General features: G+C 75.7%; 20 protein-coding genes. 12 read left to right on the forward strand and 8 right to left on the reverse strand.

What is annotated here, in order from left to right; genetic code table 11:
• Nucleotides 1-14: 14 nt before the first annotated feature.
• Together B086_RS0104865 and B086_RS0104870 are read right to left on the reverse strand one after the other, a co-directional pair.
• Nucleotides 15-878 carry a hypothetical protein gene (locus tag B086_RS0104865; protein ID WP_018565281.1) on the reverse strand — a complete coding sequence of 288 codons (864 nt, stop codon included), beginning with the start codon at nucleotides 876-878 and terminating at the stop codon, nucleotides 15-17.
• Nucleotides 879-1,014: 136 nt separating this feature from the next.
• A complete protein-coding gene (locus B086_RS0104870) occupies nucleotides 1,015-1,623 on the reverse strand; it encodes a TetR/AcrR family transcriptional regulator (protein ID WP_018565282.1) in 609 nt (202 codons plus the stop codon).
• 72 nt (nucleotides 1,624-1,695) lie between these two features.
• On the opposite strand from B086_RS0104870, the gene B086_RS0104875 reads away from it, so the two are divergent.
• Nucleotides 1,696-2,517 (forward strand): class I SAM-dependent methyltransferase, encoded by an 822-nt coding sequence (locus tag B086_RS0104875; protein WP_018565283.1) that lies wholly within the window; start codon nucleotides 1,696-1,698, stop codon nucleotides 2,515-2,517.
• Nucleotides 2,518-2,590: 73 nt separating this feature from the next.
• On the opposite strand, the gene B086_RS0104880 is transcribed toward B086_RS0104875, so the two are convergent.
• Nucleotides 2,591-3,550, reverse strand: coding sequence for a LysR family transcriptional regulator (locus B086_RS0104880; protein WP_018565284.1), 960 nt, complete (start codon nucleotides 3,548-3,550; stop codon nucleotides 2,591-2,593).
• Between the two features lie 232 nt (nucleotides 3,551-3,782).
• Here B086_RS0104880 and B086_RS0104885 point away from each other — a divergent pair, with 232 nt between their 5' ends.
• The gene (locus B086_RS0104885) at nucleotides 3,783-4,796 is read left to right on the forward strand and encodes an ArsR/SmtB family transcription factor (protein WP_018565285.1); all 1,014 of its coding nucleotides are present in this window, start codon (nucleotides 3,783-3,785) and stop codon (nucleotides 4,794-4,796) included.
• Nucleotides 4,797-4,934: 138 nt separating this feature from the next.
• On the opposite strand, the gene B086_RS0104890 is transcribed toward B086_RS0104885, so the two are convergent.
• Nucleotides 4,935-5,852, reverse strand: coding sequence for a hypothetical protein (locus B086_RS0104890; RefSeq protein ID WP_026252113.1), 918 nt, complete (start codon nucleotides 5,850-5,852; stop codon nucleotides 4,935-4,937).
• Nucleotides 5,853-5,939: 87 nt separating this feature from the next.
• Nucleotides 5,940-6,830, reverse strand: a complete 891-nt coding sequence (locus B086_RS0104895; RefSeq protein ID WP_018565287.1) for a 3-hydroxyacyl-CoA dehydrogenase NAD-binding domain-containing protein — start codon at nucleotides 6,828-6,830, stop codon at nucleotides 5,940-5,942.
• Nucleotides 6,831-7,031: 201 nt separating this feature from the next.
• On the opposite strand from B086_RS0104895, the gene B086_RS0104900 reads away from it, so the two are divergent.
• The 3 genes from B086_RS0104900 to B086_RS0104910 all read left to right on the forward strand — a co-directional run bounded on the left by B086_RS0104900 (nucleotide 7,032) and on the right by B086_RS0104910 (nucleotide 9,844).
• Nucleotides 7,032-7,985 (forward strand): LysR substrate-binding domain-containing protein, encoded by a 954-nt coding sequence (locus tag B086_RS0104900; RefSeq protein WP_234029248.1) that lies wholly within the window; start codon nucleotides 7,032-7,034, stop codon nucleotides 7,983-7,985.
• A 28-nt stretch (nucleotides 7,986-8,013) separates the two neighbouring features.
• Nucleotides 8,014-9,072, forward strand: a complete 1,059-nt coding sequence (locus B086_RS0104905) for a YihY/virulence factor BrkB family protein (protein ID WP_018565289.1) — start codon at nucleotides 8,014-8,016, stop codon at nucleotides 9,070-9,072.
• Between the two features lie 85 nt (nucleotides 9,073-9,157).
• Nucleotides 9,158-9,844, forward strand: a complete 687-nt coding sequence (locus B086_RS0104910) for a DUF899 domain-containing protein (protein WP_018565290.1) — start codon at nucleotides 9,158-9,160, stop codon at nucleotides 9,842-9,844.
• 109 nt (nucleotides 9,845-9,953) lie between these two features.
• On the opposite strand, the gene B086_RS0104915 is transcribed toward B086_RS0104910, so the two are convergent.
• Nucleotides 9,954-10,928, reverse strand: a complete 975-nt coding sequence (locus B086_RS0104915; protein WP_018565291.1) for a zinc-binding dehydrogenase — start codon at nucleotides 10,926-10,928, stop codon at nucleotides 9,954-9,956.
• 125 nt (nucleotides 10,929-11,053) lie between these two features.
• Between B086_RS0104915 and B086_RS0104920 the strand changes: the two genes are divergently transcribed.
• From B086_RS0104920 to B086_RS0104945, 6 genes are all read left to right on the forward strand, one after another.
• Nucleotides 11,054-11,719: a TetR/AcrR family transcriptional regulator gene (locus tag B086_RS0104920; protein WP_018565292.1), complete on the forward strand. Its 666-nt coding sequence runs from the start codon at nucleotides 11,054-11,056 to the stop codon at nucleotides 11,717-11,719.
• A 260-nt stretch (nucleotides 11,720-11,979) separates the two neighbouring features.
• Nucleotides 11,980-12,666 carry a response regulator gene (locus B086_RS0104925; RefSeq protein WP_018565293.1) on the forward strand — a complete coding sequence of 229 codons (687 nt, stop codon included), beginning with the start codon at nucleotides 11,980-11,982 and terminating at the stop codon, nucleotides 12,664-12,666.
• A 9-nt stretch (nucleotides 12,667-12,675) separates the two neighbouring features.
• The gene (locus tag B086_RS0104930; protein ID WP_018565294.1) at nucleotides 12,676-14,424 is read left to right on the forward strand and encodes a GAF domain-containing sensor histidine kinase; all 1,749 of its coding nucleotides are present in this window, start codon (nucleotides 12,676-12,678) and stop codon (nucleotides 14,422-14,424) included.
• Between the two features lie 177 nt (nucleotides 14,425-14,601).
• Entirely contained in the window at nucleotides 14,602-15,480 is an 879-nt protein-coding gene (locus B086_RS0104935; RefSeq protein ID WP_018565295.1) for a universal stress protein, read from the forward strand.
• 163 nt (nucleotides 15,481-15,643) lie between these two features.
• The gene (locus B086_RS0104940; protein WP_018565296.1) at nucleotides 15,644-16,726 is read left to right on the forward strand and encodes a zinc-dependent alcohol dehydrogenase family protein; all 1,083 of its coding nucleotides are present in this window, start codon (nucleotides 15,644-15,646) and stop codon (nucleotides 16,724-16,726) included.
• Nucleotides 16,727-16,787: 61 nt separating this feature from the next.
• Nucleotides 16,788-17,228 (forward strand): pyridoxamine 5'-phosphate oxidase family protein, encoded by a 441-nt coding sequence (locus B086_RS0104945; RefSeq protein ID WP_018565297.1) that lies wholly within the window; start codon nucleotides 16,788-16,790, stop codon nucleotides 17,226-17,228.
• Between the two features lie 44 nt (nucleotides 17,229-17,272).
• On the opposite strand, the gene B086_RS0104950 is transcribed toward B086_RS0104945, so the two are convergent.
• Both B086_RS0104950 and B086_RS0104955 read right to left on the reverse strand, forming a co-directional pair.
• On the reverse strand, nucleotides 17,273-17,932 hold the full coding sequence (locus B086_RS0104950) for a CBS domain-containing protein (RefSeq protein WP_018565298.1): 660 nt from the start codon (nucleotides 17,930-17,932) through the stop codon (nucleotides 17,273-17,275).
• Between the two features lie 43 nt (nucleotides 17,933-17,975).
• On the reverse strand, nucleotides 17,976-18,428 hold the full coding sequence (locus tag B086_RS0104955) for a Crp/Fnr family transcriptional regulator (RefSeq protein ID WP_018565299.1): 453 nt from the start codon (nucleotides 18,426-18,428) through the stop codon (nucleotides 17,976-17,978).
• 222 nt (nucleotides 18,429-18,650) lie between these two features.
• On the opposite strand from B086_RS0104955, the gene B086_RS0104960 reads away from it, so the two are divergent.
• The gene (locus B086_RS0104960; protein ID WP_037872864.1) at nucleotides 18,651-19,541 is read left to right on the forward strand and encodes a universal stress protein; all 891 of its coding nucleotides are present in this window, start codon (nucleotides 18,651-18,653) and stop codon (nucleotides 19,539-19,541) included.
• The last annotated feature ends 25 nt before the right edge of the window (nucleotides 19,542-19,566 follow it).

The raw sequence follows: 19,566 nt of genomic DNA on the forward strand, positions 1-19,566 counted from the left end.
CGGAACGTACGGCCTCAGTCCGTCGACGGCACCCGGTCCGCACGCGGCCGCGCCCGCAGGCCGGGCAGCCGGGCCTGCTCCTCGGGGCCGGACAGCCCCGCGTCCAGGGCCAGCAGGGAGAGCAGCCGCACCGGACGCCCGGCGGTCGCCGCCGCCTCCAGCCGGTGGTGGCCGTCGAGGAGGAAGTGCGTCAGGCCCCAGTGCCGGTAGTGGTCGGCGGGCGAGCCGGAGCCGGGTTCGCACACGTCCAGCGTCGAGACCGCCACGGCCGCCGGGACCGTGCCCCGGCCCATGCGTTCGACGTACTGCTCGACACGCTTCCGCTCGTTCCACGGCGGGGGCACCATCGGCACGACGAACTCGTAGAAATGGGCGGACGCGTCGACCGGCGTCTCGAAGGTCCGGTAGTACGGCGTGTGCGGGTACTCCGGGAGGCCCCAGAACTGGTCGACCCCCCACGTGGCCACCTGCTCGGCGCTGAAGTAGTCGCCCTCCCGGCCGGGCACGACGAGCCGGGGCTCCACGCTCAGCAGCACCGGCACGTACGTGCCCGCGGGCAGCAGCGCGCCGAAGCGATCGACGAGGCCCTCGTCGATCCGGTCCTCCGTGCCTGCCGGAGCGGCCGGAGCGGACGGAGCGCCGGTCGGCAACTCCCGCTCGCTCTCCATCGAGAACGTCTGCCGGGAGCCGTCCAGCCGACGGAACAGCAACGGGCAGGTCCCGCACCAGAAGCTGAGCTCGAAGGCGGGATCCCCGTCGACCGCCAGCACCCTGCGGCCGGGCCGGTTCGCGGCCTCCCGCCGCTCCTCCGTGAAGTTCAGCCGCGCCGTGGACTCCGGTACGCCGAGCCCGCGCGGCTCGCCCCACTCGATCAGCACGGGTACCGCACTCCGCGGCGCGGGTCGCAGAGTGGGGCGGAAGCGGTGCGTGGTGGACGCGGCAGGGTCACCGTTGTCTCCATGAGGTGAGGGGAGTTCGTACGAGAGCCGGGAGTCCCGGGGGGGCGGGTCCGGGTCAGCGGGGACGGCGGCGGACGACGTCGGCGAGGACCGTGATCACCAGTTTGCGGACGGTGTCCGCGGCCGGCGGGTCCGGGTCTCGGTCGCGGTCCGCGAAGAGGAGGTGGCCGCCGCCGACCAGGGAGAGGGTGAGCGAGTCGATGTCGGCGTCGGCCGCGATACGGCCCCGCGCGCGCTCGTCGGCGAGGTAGGCGGAGACCGCGGCGGTGATCTGGGCGAGGACGGCGAGGCCGCCTCCGGGTCTGGCCTGCCGCAGCCGCGCGCGCAACTCGTCCCGGAACGTGATGAGCGGGATGATCGCCACCGGGACCGGTCCGAAGAGCGTGGTCAGCGCGGCGGTGAGGTTGTCGGCCACGGTGCCGGTGCCGACGGCCTCGCGCAGGGTGCGGGACCGCGCCTCCAGTTGTGCGGCGCGGTCCAGGACCAGTTCGGTGAGGAAGCCGTCGAAGTCGCTGAAGTGCCGGTGCAGGACGCCTTTGGCGCAGTCCGCCTCGTCGGTGACGGCCCGGCTGGTCAGCCCGTTCGGGCCGTCCCGCAGCAGCACGCGTTCGGCGGCGTCGAACAACTGCTGTCGCGCGTCGCGCAGATGTACTCCGGTCGGCACCGGCGGATCCTCTCGTGGGCCGGATTCCCGGCACCGCTTGGCGAGTGGGCGCCTGCCCACTAAAGTGAACGCATGCCCACTCTACCGCGAGAACTCCCCGAGCCGGAGCAGTCGCACCAGGCCCGGCGCACGGCCGAGTCGTTCGGCGCGGACGCGTCGCGCTACGACCGGGCCCGCCCCGGCTACCCCGCCGACCTGGTGGCACGCATCGTCGCCGGGAGCCCGGGGCCCGAGGTGCTCGACGTCGGCTGCGGCACCGGCATCGCGGCCCGCCAGTTCCAGGCGGCCGGCTGCGCCGTGCTCGGCGTCGAGCCGGACGCCCGGATGGCCGCTCTCGCGCACTCCCGCGGCCTGCCGGTCGAGGTGGCGGGCTTCGAGGACTGGGAACCGGCCGGCCGGCGCTTCGACGCCGTGACCGCCGCCCAGTCGTGGCACTGGGTGGACCCGGTCGCCGGTGCCGCGAAGGCGGCCCGGGTGCTGCGCCCCGGCGGACTCCTGGCGGTCTTCGGGCATGTCTTCGAACCGCCCGCCGAGGTGGCCGAGCCGTACGCCGCGGCGCTGCGCCGGGTGGCGCCCGACTCCCCGTTCAGCGCTCAGCCGGCCCGGCGTCCGCTGGAGCTGTATCAGGCGGGGTACGCGCGGACCGCCGAACAGATCCGCGCGACCGGCCGGTTCGGCGACCCCGAACAGTGGCGCTTCGACTGGGAGCGGCCCTACACGCGCGACCAGTGGCTGGACCTGCTCCCCACCACCGGTGGCCTCACCCGGCTCGACCCCGGCCGACTGGCCGAGATCCTGGGCGCGGTGGGCCACGCCGTCGACGCCCTCGGCGGCGGCTTCACGATGCGGTACACCACCCTGGCGGCCACCGCCGTGCGCGCCGAAGGGACTTGACCCACCGGAGCCGCCCCCGGTCCGGCCCGGCCGCCGCACCCACCGCGACGGGAGTCCGGTCCGGTGGTGTCCGTCAGGTGTTCTCCGCCGCCGCGGCCGCCGCGGCGGCGCGCAGGGCGGTGAGGAGCGGGGTGCCCTGCCGGGCGGTGGGCCAGGCGAGGACGGCGATGCTCGGCGGGGCGTCGGAGATGTCCAGGTAGGTGAGGCCGGGGCGGGGGTAGAGGGTGCGCGCGGCGGCCGGGACAAAGGCGATGACGTGCTGGTGGGCGACGGCGAACAGCAGCGCCTCGATGTCGGAGACGGTGACGCCGTAGCGTACCCGGGTGCCGTCCGGGCGGGGGTTGACGGTCCAGTGGTCCCACCAGGCGCGCGGCACCTGCGGGGGCACGTCGGCGACGGTGTGCTGGGCGAGGTCGGCCAGGGTCACGGCGGAGCGGGCCGCCAGCGGGTCGTCGGCGGACAGGCACACGACGCGGGGCTCGCGGGCCAGGACGACCCAGTCCAGCTCGGCCGGGAGCGGGAGCCGCAGGAAGGCGGCGTCCAGGGTGCCGTCCCGGAGCGCCTCGATCTGCTCGACGAAGTCGACACCGCGCACCTCGGCCTCCAGCGCGGGGTGCCGTGCGCGCAGCACCCGCAGCACGGACTGCGCGTAGGGCATCGCGGCCTCGCCCCCGATGGCGCCCAGCCGGATCCGCTGCGGAAGGTCCTGGCCGCGCAGCGCCCCCATGCGTGCGCGGGCCTCAAGTGCCGCTTCGGCGCAGGGGATCAGGCCGCGGCCGGCGGCGGTGAGCCGGAACCGCCCCGAGCCGCCGCGCTCGGCGAGGACGGCGCCCAGACGGCTCTCCAGCGCCCGGATCTGCTTGCTGAACGCCGGCTGGGTCAGGTACGCCCGCGCGGCGGCCCGTCCGAAGTGCCGTTCCTGCACCAGCAGCAGGAACAGCCGCAGTTGATGGAAGGTGGGATCCCGGCCCGGCGCCGGGTCGGCGGGCTGCCACCGCCCGGCACGCCGCTCTCCCCCGTGAGCTGGCGTCATGGACAACAGGTTATGGCCTGTGTCCCGGATTTTCATGGCCGCCGCCCTCCTCAGCGGGCGCCACGGAGGTGCAGGATCGGCGGCGTGCGCCCGGCGGCGCCGGGAGGAACCGACCGTTCCTCGGCAGGTGTGCGGCGCCGGCGACCGCGCGTCGCAGCGTGAGGCCGTGGGGCCGGGGACCCGTGGCGCGGCGGCGCCGTCGACGGGGGGCGCCGGACTCGGGGGACGGAACATGCTGCGTATTCACTTCACCGACGCGGATCTGGCGATGTTACGGGTGGCCGGACGGCCCGACCCGCTCTGGGAGACGGTCCTGGGCATGCAACAGCTCATGGGCGGCACCGGCACGCCGGTGGCCTTCGCGGCGTGGCGGCGCCGGGCCGCACGGGAGATCGCCGAGCGGCGTCTCGGGCCCGCGGCGCGGCTGGTGTGCCGACTCGCCCCGCCCAGGGGGTACTTCCCCGACTTCCTGACCCCGCCGGAGTCGGGCGGCGGTCTCGCCGAGGGGCTCGACGCCCTGCGGGGCACGCCGCCGGCCAGGCTGCGCGCGGAGGTGATCCGGACGGGCCTGCTGCCGGAGCGGGGACCGCGCCGCCTGTCCTGGCTGCCCGGGTTGGTGGCGGGCGACCGGGAGCGGCTGGAGGAACTGGCGCAGGCGCTCCGGCTGTTGCACGACGCGCTGGTGGCACCGGCCTGGTCGGGCGTGGCACGCGGTGTGCACGCGGACCGGGCGGTCCGGGGCCGTGCGGTGCTGGACGGCGGCGCGCACCGGCTGCTCGGCTCGCTGCGCCCGTTCGCCGCCTGGGACCCGCCGGTGCTGCGTGTGACGTACCCGGTCGACATGGACCTCCGGCTGGGCGGGCGGGGGCTGCGGCTGGTGCCGTCCTGGTTCTGCTGGCGGATGCCGGTGGGCATGGCCGACCCGGACCTGCCGCCCGTCCTCGTCCACCCCGTGGAGCATCCGCTGACGGCCGCCGTCGGCCAGTGCCGCCGTCCCGCGGCACTGGCGGCGCTGCTGGGGCGTACGCGCTGGCAGGTCCTCGGTGCGCTGCGCGGCCCGGCCACCACCGGGGAACTGGCCCGGCTGCTGGGTGTCTCCCCGGCCTCCGCGAGCACGCACGCGAAGACGCTGCGGGAGGCGCGGCTGGTGGTCAGCCACCGTGTCGGGGGTTCGACCCTGCACCGCCTCACGCCGCTGGGCGCGGCCCTCCTGGAGGGCGATGTGCCGAGCACTCCCCCGGACTGACCCGGTCTGGACCGGACTGGACCGGACTGGACCGGACTGGACCGACCCGGACGGGCCGGGGCGTCTCGCGCGGGGCGGGTGCGTCCGCCGGTCGGTCAGGATCCGCCGGGGCCGTCAGGAGCCGTCGGCAGCGGACGGTCAGGAGCCGTCGGGCAGCAGGCACAGGCCCGTCAGCGGGTGGCGCCCGGCGAGGATCTCGCGGGGCGGACGTCCGGCGGCGGGTCCGTCCGGCAGGGGTACGGCGCGCAGTCGGCCGCCGAGGTCGGAGACGTAGGCGATGCCCTCCTGGGCGTCGACGGCGAGGCCGATCGCCTCGGCGAAGCCGTCGGCGAGGATCTCGGGGCGCTGTCCCGGCTCGCCCGGTGCCGGGAGGGGCGCGCGGTTGAGCGTGTTGCCCGCGGGCGCCGCGCCGCGGTCGGTCCAGTACAGGAGATCGCCGTCGAGGTGCAGGTCGATCGGTTCGGGCAGGCCGTCCCAGAGCACCTCGATGTCGGAGCGGTGCCCGGCGCTCTGCCCGGCCGGGATCTCCAGCCCGGCCCGCAGGATCCGGCCCCTGCCGCCCTTGGCCGGTCCCTTCTGGGTCCAGTACAGGTGCCCGCGGGCGGGGTCGACGGCGACGCCGACGCACTCGCCCACGACGCCGTCCGCCGCGGGGTTGACGACGAGGTCGGTCAGCCCGCCGCCGTCCACCCGGACGCTGCTGATCCGGTGGCCCTCGCGGTCGCCCCAGTAGAGCCTGCCCGCGCCGTCGCAGGCCAGCTGCTTGCCGGTCGTCATCGCCCCGGCCGGGACCAGGTCGCGCGGGGTGCCGCCGTCCAGGCTCAGCGCGTGGACGCCGCCGTTGCGGCGGGAGAAGTCCTGGCCGGCCTCGCCGGGCGCGGCGGGGTCGGTCAGCGGGGCGCCCATGGTGGTCCAGTAGACGACGCCGTCGTGCACCACGATGCCGTCCGGGGCGGCGCCCGCGTCGTCGAGGAGGGGGTGCACCCGGCCGTCCGGAATGCTGATCCGCAGCACCTTTCCGGGCATCACCTGGAGCGCCAGTAGTTCTTGCGGCACGGTGGTCGTCCTTGTTCTCGGGGTTCTCGGGTCCCGCTGTCCTGCGGTCGTGCTCGTACGGTCCTGCTCGTACGGTCCTGCTGCTGCTCAGTGCGCGGGGGCGCCCTCCGAGCCGGGGGCGGTCCAGCCCAGCGGTTCCAGGACGGCGCGGGTGCGGCCGTCGCGCAGGGCGGCGAGGCGTTCGTAGGCCGCCTCGCCGGTGCCGTACGCCTCTTCCACGGCGTCGAGGACCTCGCCCTGCCGGGCCGGGTCGGCGCTGCCGGTCTCGAAGGTCAGCTGGGAGCCGACGTGCGCGGCGAGATGGCGCATGCCGCCGGGGCCGCCGCCCAGGACACCGCTCTCGAACGGGCCGACGGTGGCCCAGCGCAGCCCGAGCGAGGCCCGGACCAGGTCGTCGAGGTCGCGGACGTCGATGACGCCCTGCTGCACCAGGTAGACGGCCTGGTCGTTGAAGACCTTCTGGAGGCGGTTGCCGACGAACCCGGGGATCTCCTTCTTCAGCCGTACGGGCAGCTTGCCCAACAGGCGGTAGACCTCGCTCGCCCGGTCCACCGCGGCCTCGGACGTCCGCGGCCCCGGCACCACCTCGACGAGCGGCATCAGCTCCGGCGGGTTGAAGGGGTGGCCGACGACGATCCGGTGGGCCGCCGGGTTGCCCCGGGCGATCGCCGAGGGCAGCAGTGAGGAGGAGGACGAGGCGAGCACCACGTCGTCGCGCGTGTGCGCGGCCAGCGTGGCGAACATCTGCTCCTTGATCTCGATGCGCTCGGGACCGGCCTCCTGCACGAAGTCGGCGCCGGTCGCCGCGGCGGCCAGGTCGGCGGTGGCCGTCACCGGCAGGTCCGCCAGCTCGCGCGCCACCAGGTCCGCCAGGTCGGGGCGCGGATCGCTGACGCGGACCTCCCAGCCGGCCGCGCCGAACAGACGGGCCCAGGAGACGCCGATGACACCGGCGCCGACGATCGTCACGACTGCCATGCAGATCACCCCAGGGGAGGGAGAGCGGGACCGGCTCGGGGCGCGGTGCGGCGGCGGCCCCGTCTCTCAGGGAAGGCGACGGGGTGGGGGGCGGCAATCCGGTCGGGCCGAACGGGTCCGGCCGGCCTCCGCGCTCCGGCGGTCGGGTCGGGATCCAGTCGACACCCGAAAGGTCAGGTCTGTCCAATATATGATCGGATAGTGAACGATAGGGCAGACGATATGGAGTTCGCTCCGGCGGACCGGACGAACCTCTCGCGCCGAATGCTGGAGCAGTTCCTGGCGGTGGCACGGGAGAAGCACTTCGGCCGGGCGGCCGAACTGCTCGGTATGAGCCAGCCGCCGCTCAGCCAGTCGGTCCAGCGGCTGGAGCGGACGGTGGGGGTGCGCCTGCTGGACCGCGGCTCGGGCGGGGTGCGGCTGACCGCGGCCGGTACGGTGTTCGCCGCCGACGCCCGACGGCTGCTCGATCTCCAGACCGCGGTGGTCGAGCGGGCCCGCCGGGTCGCGAGCGGTCTGGAGGGGGACGTGCGGGTCGGCTACGTCAGCCTCCTCAGCCACCTCTACCTGCCCACGATGCTGCGGACGGCGGCCGAACGCCTGCCCGGACTGCGGATCCAGCTCCAGCACGGCTCCTCGCAGGGGGTGGCCGAGCGGGTCCGCAGCGGATCGCTCGACCTCGGGTTCCTGCGTGACCCGGCGCGGCTCGCCGACGACCTCGTCAGCCGGGTGATCGCCACCGAACGGCTCGCCGCCGCGGTGCCGTACGACCACCGGCTGGCCGGCGGCGACGGCGTCGCCCTGGCCCGGCTGCGCGAGGAGGACTTCGTGCTGCCCGACCCGGCCGCGCTGCCCGTCCTCGCCGAACAGCTCCGACTCGCCTGCCAGCAGGCCGGGTTCACCCCGCGCGCGGTGGCGGTCGCCGACGACCTCAGCGGTCTGTTCAGCTATGTCGCCGCCGGTCTGTGCGTGAGTCTGCTCCCGGAGGACCTGCGCCGTCTCACCGTGCCGGGCGTGAGCTTCGTCCCGCTGCGGGAGCCCGCCGTCCGCCTGGACACCACCGTGTACGCGGTGCACCGCTCCGACGCCGATCCGGCGGTACTGCGCCTGCTGGACATGATCACCGGACTGCCCCTCGCCGCGGAGGGGGCGTGAGTCCGGGCCGCCGGGAAACACGCGCCGTATGGCGAAACTTCCCCTTCCCGGCCGGGAGCACGAGCACGGCGAGCACGACGAAGGCAAACACGGCGAAGGCGAGCACGGCGAACCGGAACCGGGCCCCGGCCCGGAGGTGGAGCGGGCCGCTCCGGACACGCCGACGCGCCTGCCGAGGCGGGCCTGGACCGCCGCGCTCAGAGGCAGCGCGAGGGAGTTCAGGGACGACGAACTGGCCGACCGCGCGGCGGCGTTGACGTACTACGGGGTGCTGTCGCTCTTTCCCGCCCTGCTCGTCCTGGTCTCGCTGCTGGGGGTGACCGGACGGACGACGGTCGACCGGCTGCTGGACGAGCTGCGGCAGCTCACCCCGGGGCCCGCCCGGGACACCGTCATCCGGGCCGTGGAGCAGTTGCAGGGGCAGGCCGGCACCGGTTCCCTCGTGGCCGTGGCCGGTCTGGTGCTCGCCGTGTGGTCCGCGTCCGGCTATGTGGCCGCGTTCATCCGGGCGGCCAACGCCGTCTACGACATGCCCGAGGGACGGCCGCTGTGGAAGATCCTGCCGCTCCGGCTCGGTCTGACGGTGGTGCTCATGACGCTCGCCGCGGCCAGTGCCGTGATCGTGGTGTTCACCGGCGGTCTCGCCCGCCGGGTCGGTGCCGTGATCGGGGCGGGCGACACCGCGCTGACGCTGTGGTCCGTGGCCAAGTGGCCCGTCCTCGTCCTGCTGGTCGTCCTCATGCTCGCGCTGCTGTACTGGGCCGCCCCGAACGCCGAGGTGAAGGGCTTCCGCTGGGTCTCCCCCGGCAGCTTCCTCGCCCTGCTGATCTGGGCGGGCGCCTCGGCGGGCTTCGCGTGCTACGTCTCCGGCTTCGCCTCGTACAACCGGACGTACGGCGCCATGGGCGGTGTCATCGTCTTCCTGGTCTGGCTGTGGATCGGCAACCTCGCCGTCCTGCTCGGCCTGGAGTTCGACGCCGAGACCGTGCGGCAGCGGGCCATCGCGGGCGGGCTGCCGCCCGAGACCGAGCCGTACACCCAGCCGCGCGACACCAGCACCTGGGACGAGGACGACCTCCCGGCCTGAGCCGCGCCGGCGGCCGATGAGTTCCGGGCCCCGCCGGAGTCTGCCCCGTACGGGCAGACCACGCACACCGGCTTGTGAGGGGATCATGACCAGCACCGACGCACTACCACCCGTCGTCGACGCCGCGGCCTGGCGAGAGCGGCTGGAGGCGCTCCGCGCGAGGGAGAAGGCCGCGACACGGGAACTGGACGCCATCGCGGCCGAGCGCCGCCGCCTGCCGATGGTGGCGCTGCCCGAGTACACCCTGCGGGGCGCGGACGGTCCCGTGCGGCTGGCGGACGTCTTCGAGGGCCGCAGGCAGCTGATCGTGTACCACCACATGTGGTTCCCCGGCGAGGAGTGGCAGTGCCCGGGGTGCACGGGGTTCACCTCGCAGTACACCCGGCTGGACTTCCTGGACGCCTACGACGCGCGCTTCGTCGTCGTCACCCAGGGCCCCATCGGCGAGGCGCTGGCGTACAAGCGGCGCGTCGGCAACCGGATGACCTGGTACTCCAGCGCGGACAGCCCCTTCGGCGCCGATATGGGCGCGCCGCCCGGGGGCGGGTTCGCGGTCAATGTGTTCCTCCGCGACGGGGACACCGTCCACCGCACCTGGCACACCGACGGCCGGGGCACCGAACAGCTCAGCCACACCTTCCCGCTCATCGACCTCCTCCCCTACGGGCGGCAGGAGGAGTGGCAGGACTCGCCCCCCGGCTGGCCCCGGTCGCCCGCCTACAGCCGGTGGATGCGCTCCGAACAGATCGCCGCGCTCTACGGCCCGCGGTGAGCGCGCCGCGCACGGCCGCAGACGGCTGTGCGCGTGCCGCGGCCGCAGGAAGAGGCCGAAGCGACCGCAGCGGCCGGGTGCGGTGTCCGAGCCGGTTCGGCTCCCCGGCTCACGGTGTCAGGACGGACCTGCCGAACACCTCGCCCGCGTCCAGCATCCGGTGGGCCGATGCCGCCCGGTCCAGCGGCAGCACCTCGTGGACGACCGTGCGCAGCGCCCCGTGCGCGGCCTCGGCGAACTGCGCCGCGCGCACGGCCTGCCGGTCGGGTCCCGGCACGCTGTCGGAGCTGAGGGTGGCGAAGGTCAGCGATCTGCGGAAGGCGGCCATCAGCCGCGTCCCGAAGTCCGCGGGCGGCGGCCCGCCGACGACGCCCACCGCCACGAACCGCCCGTTCTCGCCCAACCGGTCCAGGAACAGCGGGAGTCGCGGTCCGCCGACGATGTCGACGATCACGTCGAAGGACGGCGGGGCGGCGTCCGGAGCACCGGGCAGGGCCCGGCCCCGGCGGTCGAGGACATGGGTCGCGCCCAGCTCCCGCAGCCGGGCTCCGCGGCCGGCGGAGGAGGTGGTGACCGCCACCGCGCCCGCGCCGGCCCGCGCCGCGAGCTGGACCGCCGTGATGCCGATGCTGCCCGCAGCGCCCCGGACGAGGACCGATTCGCCGGGCGCGAGCCGGGCGCGGTCGAGGGCGAAGTGCGCGGCCACCCCGGAGCCGCCGAGTGTCACCGCGTCGACGCAGGTCAGACCGTCGGGCAGCGGAAGGATGTCGTCGACGGCGGCGACCGCCCGCTCGGCGTACCCACCGGACAGGCCGGTGAACGCCCACACCCGCCGGCCGGTCCACGAGGCGTCGACGCCCTCTCCCACATCGGTGACCGTGCCCGCCACCTCGCTGCCGAGGTGGTGGCCCTCCCGGAAGCCGTACCCGGCGAGCGCCCCGCGGCGGATCACGGCGTCCACGCCGCCCACCCCGATCGCCTCCGTGGCGATCCGCACCTGCCCGGCGGCGGGGGCGGGTTCGGGCAGGTCGACGACCTCCAGACCGTCCGGGTCGCCGAACGTCCTGATCACAACGGCCTTCATCACGGGCTCCTCTGGCATCGAACGGAACGGAAGGGGGGCGGCGGGCAGTGGCCGCGCTGCCGGAAAGTGCGGGAACGTACGGAACGTAACGGGCGCGCCCGTCCGGCTGGTTAAAGTGAGAGACGATGACCGCTCCTCTGCCTCACCTCGCGCGCTCCGACGCCCGCGACAACCGGGCCCGCATCCTGGAGGCCGCCCGCGCGGTGTTCGGCGAGGAGGGCCTGAGCGCGCCCGTGCGCGCGGTCGCCCGGCGGGCGGGCGTCGGCCCCGCCACGCTGTACCGGCACTTCCCCACCAAGCGGGACCTGGTCACGGCGGCCTTCGCCGACCAGCGGCGGGCCTGCCGCACGGTGGTCCGTGACGCCCTCGCGGACGCGGACCCGTGGCGCGGCTTCCGGGACCTGGTCGAGCGGATCTGCGAACTCCACGCGCACAGCCGGGGGTTCGCCGACGCCTTCATGACGGCCTACCCCGGGACCATGGACTTCGCCGCCGACCGCGAGCGGACACTGCGCGCGGTCGCCGAGCTGGCCCGCCGCGCCCAGGAGACGGGGCGGCTGCGGCCCGGTTTCGTCGTCGACGACCTGGTGCTGATGCTCATGGCCCACCGGGGCGTCCAGGACGTCCCGCGGGCCGCCCGCCCGGCCGCCTCCCGCCGCTTCGCCGCGTATGTGATCGAGGCGTTCCGTGCCGTACCGGAGCCGGAGCCGGGGACGGGGGCGGTGCCGGAGGAGCACACGCCCCTGCCGCCGGCCCCGCGCCTGCGGTCCCCCGAGGGCTCGGGCACCTGAGCCCGTCGTACGCCGGACGGGCGGCGGCCGGGGGCGGGCGGCGGCCGGGGGCGGGCGAGAGCCGGGGGCAGGCGAGAGCCGGGGCGCCGGGTGGCGTCGTTTGCGCGATGCTGGAGGTGGGAGGCGCCCGCCGCGCCCCGGCGGCCCGGCCCGGGGCGCCGTGCCTCGGGGCGCCCGCCCGCACACGTGGCACACGCGTGTCCGCACACGTGTGCGCGGCGCCGCCCCCGCGCAGCCGAGCCCGTCGAAGGGAGTGAGCGATGGCGGACCCCGAGCAGGCCGCCCGTGCGGCTCCGATCCGGGTCTTCCTGCTGGACGACCACGAGGTGGTACGGCGCGGGGTGCGCGACCTGCTGAACGACGAGCCGGACGTCGAGGTGACCGGCGAGGCCGCCACTGCGGCGCAGGCCCTGGCGCGGGTGCCCGCGCTGCGCCCGGACGTGGCGGTGCTGGACGTGCGGCTGCCGGACGGGGACGGGGTGCGGGTCTGCCGCGAGCTGCGGTCCCGGATGCCGGAGCTGGCCTGTCTGATGCTGACCTCGTTCGACGACGAGGAGGCGCTGCTCGACTCGATCATGGCGGGTGCCTCCGGCTATGTGCTCAAGCAGATCCGGGGCGCCGACCTGGTCTCGGCGGTGCGCACGGTGGCGCGCGGCCAGTCGCTGCTGGACCCCAGTGCCACCGCGCGCCTGATGGCCCGGCTGCGCGGCGGTCCGCGGGAGGAGCCGGACGCGCTGCCCGGCCTCACCGACCGGGAGCGGGAGATCCTGGCGCTGATCGGCGAGGGGCTCACCAACCGGCAGATCGGCCGGCGGCTGTATCTGGCGGAGAAGACGGTCAAGAACCACATCTCCCGGCTGCTGGCCAAGCTCGGTGTGGAACGGCGGGTCCAGGCCGCGGTCATCGCCACCCGGGCCGGGGACCGGGCCCACGGGGACGACCGCTGAGGACCGGCGGTGGGACGCTCCGAGGAGTACGCGCACACGTCCGGGGACGAGGACGCCCGGCTGCGGCTGCCGCAGCTGCGGCTGGACGAGCTGCTGGGGGAGCTCCAGGCCCGTCTGGACGCGGCGCGCGGCACCCTCGACCGGGTGCACAGCCTGCTGGAGGCGGTCCTCTCCGTCGGCCGTGAGCTGGACCTCGGGCAGGTGCTGCGCGGTGTGGTGGAGGCGGCCGCGGCGCTGGTCGACGCCGAGTACGCCGCGCTGGGCGTGATCGGGCCGGACGGACGCTCCCTCTCGGCGTTCCACACGGTCGGGGTGGACGAGGAGCTGATCGCCCAAATCGGCCCGTTCCCGCAGGGCAAGGGGATCCTCGGGGAGCTGATCCGCGAGCCGCGGCCGCTGCGGCTGGCGAAGCTCTCCGAGCACCCGTCGTCGTACGGCTTCCCGGCGCACCATCCGCCGATGGACACCTTCCTCGGCGTCCCGGTCCGGGTGCGCGACCGGGTCTACGGGAATCTGTATCTGACGCAGAAGCGCGGCGGGGTGCCGTTCGACGCGGAGGACGAGTCGGTCCTGTCGACGCTGGCGGTGGCGGCCGGGGTGGCCATCGACAACGCGCGGCTGTACGAGGAGTCCCGGCTGCGCGAGCGCTGGCTGCGGGCGAACGCCGAGATCACCCGGGCGCTGCTGTCCGGGGCCGCGCAGGTGGAGGTGTTGCGGCTGATCGCGGAGCGGGCGCGGGAGATCACCGGTTCGGTGCTCGCCGCGATGTCCGTGCCGGTGCGGGACACCGAGGCGCTCACCGTGGAGCTGGCCATCGGGCGGCACGCCGGGGCGCACCGCGGTCTGGTGCTGCCGGTGCGGGGCACCCTCACCGGGGCGGCCTTCGCGAGCGGCGCGGTGGTGAGCAGCCCGGACGCCGCCCAGGACGCGCGGGTCACCGCCGGGCCGCCGCGGTTCGGCGGGCTCGGGCCCGCCGTCGCCGTGCCGGTCGGGGGCGGCGGCCATGTGCGGGGCGTGGTGCTGCTCGCCCGGGAGGCGGGGGCCGAGGTCTTCTCGCCTCCGGAGCTGGAGACCCTGAAGGGGTTCGCCGGGCAGGCGGCGCTGGCGATGGAGCTGGCCGAGCACCGGCGGGACGCGGAGCAGATCGCCCTGCTGGAGGACCGCGACCGGATCGGGCGGGACCTGCACGATCTGGCGATCCAGCGGCTCTTCGCGACCGGGATGACCCTCCAGAGCGCGGAGCGGTTCATCGAGCACGAGGGGGCCCGGGAGCGGGTGGCGCGGGCCGTGGACGACCTGGACGAGACGATCAAGATCATCCGGTCGTCGATCTTCGGGCTGCGCAGGCACGACGAGGAGGCGGCGCCGGGGCTGCGGGCGCGCGCCGTCCGGGTGGTCGACGACGCCGCCCGGGTGCTGGGCTTCGCGCCCAGTGTGCGGATGGAGGGGCTGCTCGACACCCATGTGCCGGACGAGACCGCCGAGCAGGTGGTCGCCGTGCTGTCCGAGGCGCTGACCAACGTCGCCCGGCACGCCCGCGCCCACCGGGCCGAGGTCGCTCTGGAGACGGACGGCAGCACCGTACGGATCACCGTCACCGACGACGGTGTGGGCATCCCGCCGGACGCCCCCCGCAGCGGCCTGGACAACCTCCGCGCACGTGCCCGGCGGCTGGGCGGCACCCTCCGCCTGACCGCTCCGCGCACCGGCGGCACCACGCTGGTCTGGCAGGCACCGGTGAGCCGCCGCCGGGAGTAGGCCGCACGGCAGCCGAACAGGCGGGCGGACGGCCGGTCGGCGCCGCGCGCCGGGACGTGTGGCCCCTGCCCGCCGGGGCGCGGGCCGGGCATGCTCGGAGGTGGACCTGCCGGGCTGCCGCCGGTCCCGCGCGGACGGCGAGGCGGCGGCCGGACCGCGTACGGGAGTGTGAGCGCGATGGACCTTCCCCTGGTCGTCGGGGTGGACGGCTCCGAGCCCGCGCTGCGGGCGGTGGACTGGGCGGCCGACGAGGCCGTGCTGCGCGGGCTGCCGCTGCGCGTGGTGTACGCCTCGCTCTGGGAGCGCTACGAGGGCTCGGCGCTCGCCCGGGATCTCGGCAAGCCGGACGCGCGGGTGGCGGCCGAGGACGTCGTCCGGGCCGGGGCGCACCGCGCGCGGGCGCGGCAGCCGGACCTGGCGGTCGGCCTGGCCGCCCTGCCCGAGGCACCGGAGTACGCGCTGCTGCGGGAGGCCCGCAACGCCTCCGCCCTGGTCGTGGGCAGCCGGGGCCGGGGCGGTGTGAGCGGGCTGCTGCTCGGCTCGGTCGGCCTCTATGTGGCCGCGCACGCCGACTGCCCCGTCGTCGTGGTCCGCCCCGGCGGCGACAACCAGGCCCGTACGGCGGTGTCCGGCCGTGTCGTCGTCGGGATCGGCGACGAACCCGCCGCCGAGGTGCCGTTCGCCGCCCGGGAGGCCGCTCTGCGCGGGGCCGTGCTGGAGGCCGTACGGGCCTGGCGGTGCCCCGCGCCCGAGCCGGCCGGTCATCCGCTGCTCACCGGCGGGCCGGAGCGCGGGTACGGGGAGGCGGAGGAAGAGGCGGCGCCGGAGGTCCTGGAGGAGGCGCTGCGGGAGGTGCCCGCGCAGGTGGAGGTGCGGCGCCGCACGGTGGAGGGGCCCGCGCACAAGGTGCTGCTCGGGGCGTCGCGGACGGCCGGCCTGCTGGTGGTCGGCGCCCGGCGCCGGCCGGGCCGCCTCGGACTCCAGCTCGGCCGCGTCGCGCACGCCCTGCTGCACCACGCGCTGTGCCCGGTGGCCGTCGTACCGCACCGCGCCTGAACACCTGAACGCCTACGCGCGGCCCGCACCGGTCGGCGCCGGGATGGGGCCGTTGGGCCCAAGCGCCCAGCGCGGCGCGGTGGAGACGCTGGTCGTGCCGGACGGTCCCGGCGGACGGGACCCGGCGGCGTCGACCCCTGACGGAGAGAGGGTGAGGGCCGGTATGAAGGGCTATGTCTTCCACGGTCCCGGGCAGGCCGCCTGGGAGGAGGTTCCCGACCCCGGTGTCCGGGAGCCCACGGACGCCGTGGTGCGGGTGGACACGGTCACGATCTGCGGGACGGACCTGCACATCCTGGGGGGTGATGTGCCCGAGGTGCGCCCGGGGACCGTGCTGGGGCACGAAGCCGTCGGGGAGGTCGTGGAGGCCGGGCCCGAGGCGCGCACCGTACGGCCGGGCGAGCGGGTGCTGGTCTCCTGCGTCACCGCCTGCGGGCGCTGCCGCTACTGCCGCGAGGGCGTCTACGGCCAGTGCCTGGGCGGCGGCGGCTGGATCCTCGGCCATCTGATCGACGGCACCCAGGCGCAGTACGTGCGGGTGCCCTTCGCCGATCTGTCCCTGCACCCGCTGCCCGCCGCGGTGACCGACACCGAGGCGGTGCTGCTGGCGGACATCTTCCCCACCGCCTACGAGGTGGGTGTGCTGAACGGGCGGGTGCGGCCCGGGGACACGGTGGTCGTGGTCGGCGCCGGGCCCATCGGCCTGGCCGTCGTCGCCACCGCGCGCCTGTTCGCGCCCGAACGCGTCATCGCGGTCGACCTGGCCCCCGCCCGTCTGGAGGCGGCCCGGAAGCTGGGCGCCGAGGCGGTCGCGGACGCCCGCGAGGACCCGGGGCAACTGGTCGCCGACCTCACGGGAGGACTCGGCGCCGACGTGGCCGTGGAGGCGGTGGGCGTCCCGGAGACCTTCGAGATGTGCACCCGCATGGTGCGCCCCGGCGGCCATGTGGCCAATGTCGGGGTGCACGGCAGGCCGGCGACCCTGCACCTCGAAGAGCTGTGGATCAAGGACGTGACCATCACCACCGGTCTGGTCGACACCAGTTCCACGCCCACGCTGCTCCGGATGACCGCCGCCGGGCGGCTGCCCGCCGCGCAGTTCGTCACGCACACGTTCCCGCTGGACCGGATGGAGGAGGCGTACGACGTCTTCGCCCACGCCGCCGAGACCGGCGCCCTCAAGGTCGTCCTCGGCGGGCCGCCGCCGCGCGAGGTCGTGCCCGTGCCTCCGACGGCGGCGGACTGAACCGGGCACCGGGACGACCGGACACCGGGACACGGACACGGACACGGCGGCGGACCGCGCCATGGAACCGAACGACGGCTTCCGCGAACTCGGCCGGCAGGAGTGCCTGCGGCTGCTGGCCACGGCCCCGGTGGGCCGGGTCGTGCACACCCGGCACGCCCTGCCCGCCGTGCTGCCGGTGAACTTCCGCCTGGACGACGAGGGCGCGGTGCTGCTGTGCACGTCCGCCGCCTCGGAGCTGGCCCGCGCGGTCGACGGCGCGGTGGTCGCCTTCGAGGCCGACGAGGTGGACCCGGTGGCGCGCTCCGGCTGGAGCGTCGTCGTCACCGGGCCCGCCGCCGTGGTGAGCGACTTCGACCGGTTCCGGCGCCTGGTCCGGGACGGGCCGCTGTCCTGGGCCCCGTCGCCGCGCGAGGTGTTCATCCGGATCGCGCCGGAACTGGTCACGGGCCGCGAACTGATCGGCGGGCGCAGCCTCTACGGCCTGGACCCGTTCTTCTGACCCCGCCCCTGCCCGGCCCGGTCGGGCACCCGGTTCGGCCCGCTCTAGCCGTCCGCCCGGCCGGTGAGGTCGTACTCCACGTCGACCACGCCCTCCACCGCGCGCACCAGCCGGGCCGCGACGGGGACCATGGAGGTGTCGCGGACGCGTCCCGTCAGGGTCACCACGCCGTCCTCGACCCGGACGCCGATCGCCTCGCCCGTGGGCGCGGGCGGGAAGAGGGACGGCAGGACGTCCAGGCGCACCTCCTCGGCGATGTCGTCGTCCGGGCGGAGGAACACCTTCAGCAGGTCGGCCCGGCTCACCACGCCTTCGAGCAGGCCCTCGGCGTCGACGACGGGCAGCCGTTTGACCCCGCGCCGGGCCATGATGCGGGCCGCCTCGGCGAGCGTGGCGTCGGCGTGCACGGTGACGGCCGGGGCGCTCATCAGCTCCCCGGCGGTCAGCGCCCCGGCCTTGGCCAGGTCGGGCAGGCGGCGCAGCTGGGTGAACCGGTCCGGGTCGCTGTCGCGGAACTCCTCCTTGGGCAGCAGATCGGCCTCGGAGACGACGCCGATGACCCGGCCCTCGCCCGCCAGCACCGGGAGCGCGCTCACCTTCCACTGCCCCATGAGGCCGACGATGTCCTTGAACGGGGCGTCACGCCCCACGGCCACGACGGTGTGCGTCATGACCTCGCTGACGGTACGGGGTCCGCGCCGCATGGTCTCCTCCTCGCTCGGTGAACCGCCCGCGTGTGGGTGGGCGTCACCGTTCTCCGCTGCCGTACGGGGCGTACAGGTCCAGGAGCCGGACGCGGGCGGCGTGCAGCCGCCGGGCGGCCACCTGGCCCACCCAGCAGGCGACGGCCCGGCCGAACTCCGGGTCCCGCTCGCACAGGGACCGCACGGCGGCCGCGTCGAACTCCGAGGCCCGCACCGGGCTCGCGGCCTCGGCGCCCAGGTGCCAGACGTACGGCGGGAAGTGCCAGGACCAGCCGACCAGTTCGCCGTGGCCCAGGGTCTCGACGACGGCGGCGCGGCGGCCCGGGACGTGCAGGTCGAGGGCGACGGTCCCGGTCCGCACGATCCAGAACCGGTCGGCGTGCTGCCCCTCCTCGAAGAGCCGGCTGCCCGTCGCGAACGAGACGTCGCGGGCCAGGGACATCAGCCGCGCGCGGTGGCCGGCCGGCAGCGCCGCGGTGAGTGTGGTGGAGGTCATCGGTCACGCTCCTGCCTCGGGTGCCGCCGTCCGGGGGGCGGCCTGTCTTCAGGGTGCTCCCGTGCCGGGCGGGGCGCCACGGGCCGCCCGGTCCCCGTGGTGGGCCCAACGTCCCGCGGCAGGGCCGAACCGCCCTCGCGCGGGGGCGGGGCCGGGTGCGACGGTGACAAGGGAACCCCCTTGCCGCAGCGGGCGGCATACCGGCGGGAGACGGTGGTGACGATGGAATTGCCTCTGGTCGTGGGCGTGGACGGTTCGGGTCCGAGCCTGGCGGCGGTCGACTGGGCGGTGGACGAGGCGGCCCGGCACGGTCTGCCGCTGCGGCTGGTGCACGCCTCGCTATGGGAGCGCTACGAGGGCGCCGTGCCCTCCGGGAGCACCGAGCGGCCCTCCGAGCAGGTGCTCGCCGAGTACGTGGTCGGCTCCGCCGCGGAGCGGGCCCGGCTACGCGGCCCGGAGGTGAAGGTGTCCGGCGACATCCTTCCCGAGGACGCGGCCACCGCCCTGCTGGAGGCGGGCGACGACGCGGCGGCCGTGGTGATCGGCTCCCGGGGGCGCGGCGAGCTGAAGGGGCTGCTGCTCGGGTCGGTGGGGCTCGCGGTGGCCGGGCGGGCGCGCTGCCCGGTGATCGTGGTCCGCGGTGACACGGCCGGCCTGTCCGGCGCCCACGGGCGGATCCTGCTCGGCGCGGGCGGGCCCGGCACCGGCGGCGAGGCGGCGCGGTTCGCCGTGCGCGAGGCACGGGTCCGCGGCTGCGTCCTGGACGTCGTACGGGCCTGGCGCAGCCCCGCGCGCGGACCGGCCGAGGTCCGGGACGGCGCCGGGGACGAGGAGGAGCGGGCCGCCGCCGTGCTCGAAGCGGCGCTGGCCGCGGGAGAGCCGGAGACGTCCCCGGAGCTGCTGGTGCGCCGGGCGACGGCCGAGGGTCCCGCGCACCGGGTGCTGGTGGACCGTTCGGCCGCCGCGGACCTGGTGGTCGTGGGCGCGCGGCGCAGGAGCGGCCGCTTCGGGCTCCAACTGGGCCGTACGGCGCACGCGTTGCTGCACCACGCGCGGTGCCCGGTGGCGGTGGTGCCGCAGCGGGCGGCCGCGACGGAGTACGGAGAGGAGTGACTCTCCGCCTCCGTCCCGGGGGCGC

It is taken from the genome of Streptomyces sp. PsTaAH-124 (assembly GCF_000373685.1).
In the GTDB taxonomy this organism is placed as follows: domain Bacteria; phylum Actinomycetota; class Actinomycetes; order Streptomycetales; family Streptomycetaceae; genus Streptomyces; species Streptomyces andamanensis.

Coding starts and splice junctions, on each gene's coding strand:
- B086_RS0104940 (WP_018565296.1), top strand. CDS start 15,644: ATGAAGGGCTATGTCTTCCACGGTCCCGGGCAGGCCGCCTGGGAGGAG.
- B086_RS0104905 (WP_018565289.1), top strand. CDS start 8,014: ATGGCGAAACTTCCCCTTCCCGGCCGGGAGCACGAGCACGGCGAGCAC.
- B086_RS0104920 (WP_018565292.1), top strand. CDS start 11,054: ATGACCGCTCCTCTGCCTCACCTCGCGCGCTCCGACGCCCGCGACAAC.
- B086_RS0104910 (WP_018565290.1), top strand. CDS start 9,158: ATGACCAGCACCGACGCACTACCACCCGTCGTCGACGCCGCGGCCTGG.
- B086_RS0104885 (WP_018565285.1), top strand. CDS start 3,783: ATGCTGCGTATTCACTTCACCGACGCGGATCTGGCGATGTTACGGGTG.
- B086_RS0104915 (WP_018565291.1), bottom strand. CDS start 10,928: ATGAAGGCCGTTGTGATCAGGACGTTCGGCGACCCGGACGGTCTGGAG.
- B086_RS0104950 (WP_018565298.1), bottom strand. CDS start 17,932: ATGCGGCGCGGACCCCGTACCGTCAGCGAGGTCATGACGCACACCGTC.
- B086_RS0104935 (WP_018565295.1), top strand. CDS start 14,602: ATGGACCTTCCCCTGGTCGTCGGGGTGGACGGCTCCGAGCCCGCGCTG.
- B086_RS0104925 (WP_018565293.1), top strand. CDS start 11,980: ATGGCGGACCCCGAGCAGGCCGCCCGTGCGGCTCCGATCCGGGTCTTC.
- B086_RS0104955 (WP_018565299.1), bottom strand. CDS start 18,428: ATGACCTCCACCACACTCACCGCGGCGCTGCCGGCCGGCCACCGCGCG.
- B086_RS0104880 (WP_018565284.1), bottom strand. CDS start 3,550: ATGACGCCAGCTCACGGGGGAGAGCGGCGTGCCGGGCGGTGGCAGCCC.
- B086_RS0104945 (WP_018565297.1), top strand. CDS start 16,788: ATGGAACCGAACGACGGCTTCCGCGAACTCGGCCGGCAGGAGTGCCTG.
- B086_RS0104875 (WP_018565283.1), top strand. CDS start 1,696: ATGCCCACTCTACCGCGAGAACTCCCCGAGCCGGAGCAGTCGCACCAG.
- B086_RS0104960 (WP_037872864.1), top strand. CDS start 18,651: ATGGAATTGCCTCTGGTCGTGGGCGTGGACGGTTCGGGTCCGAGCCTG.
- B086_RS0104895 (WP_018565287.1), bottom strand. CDS start 6,830: ATGGCAGTCGTGACGATCGTCGGCGCCGGTGTCATCGGCGTCTCCTGG.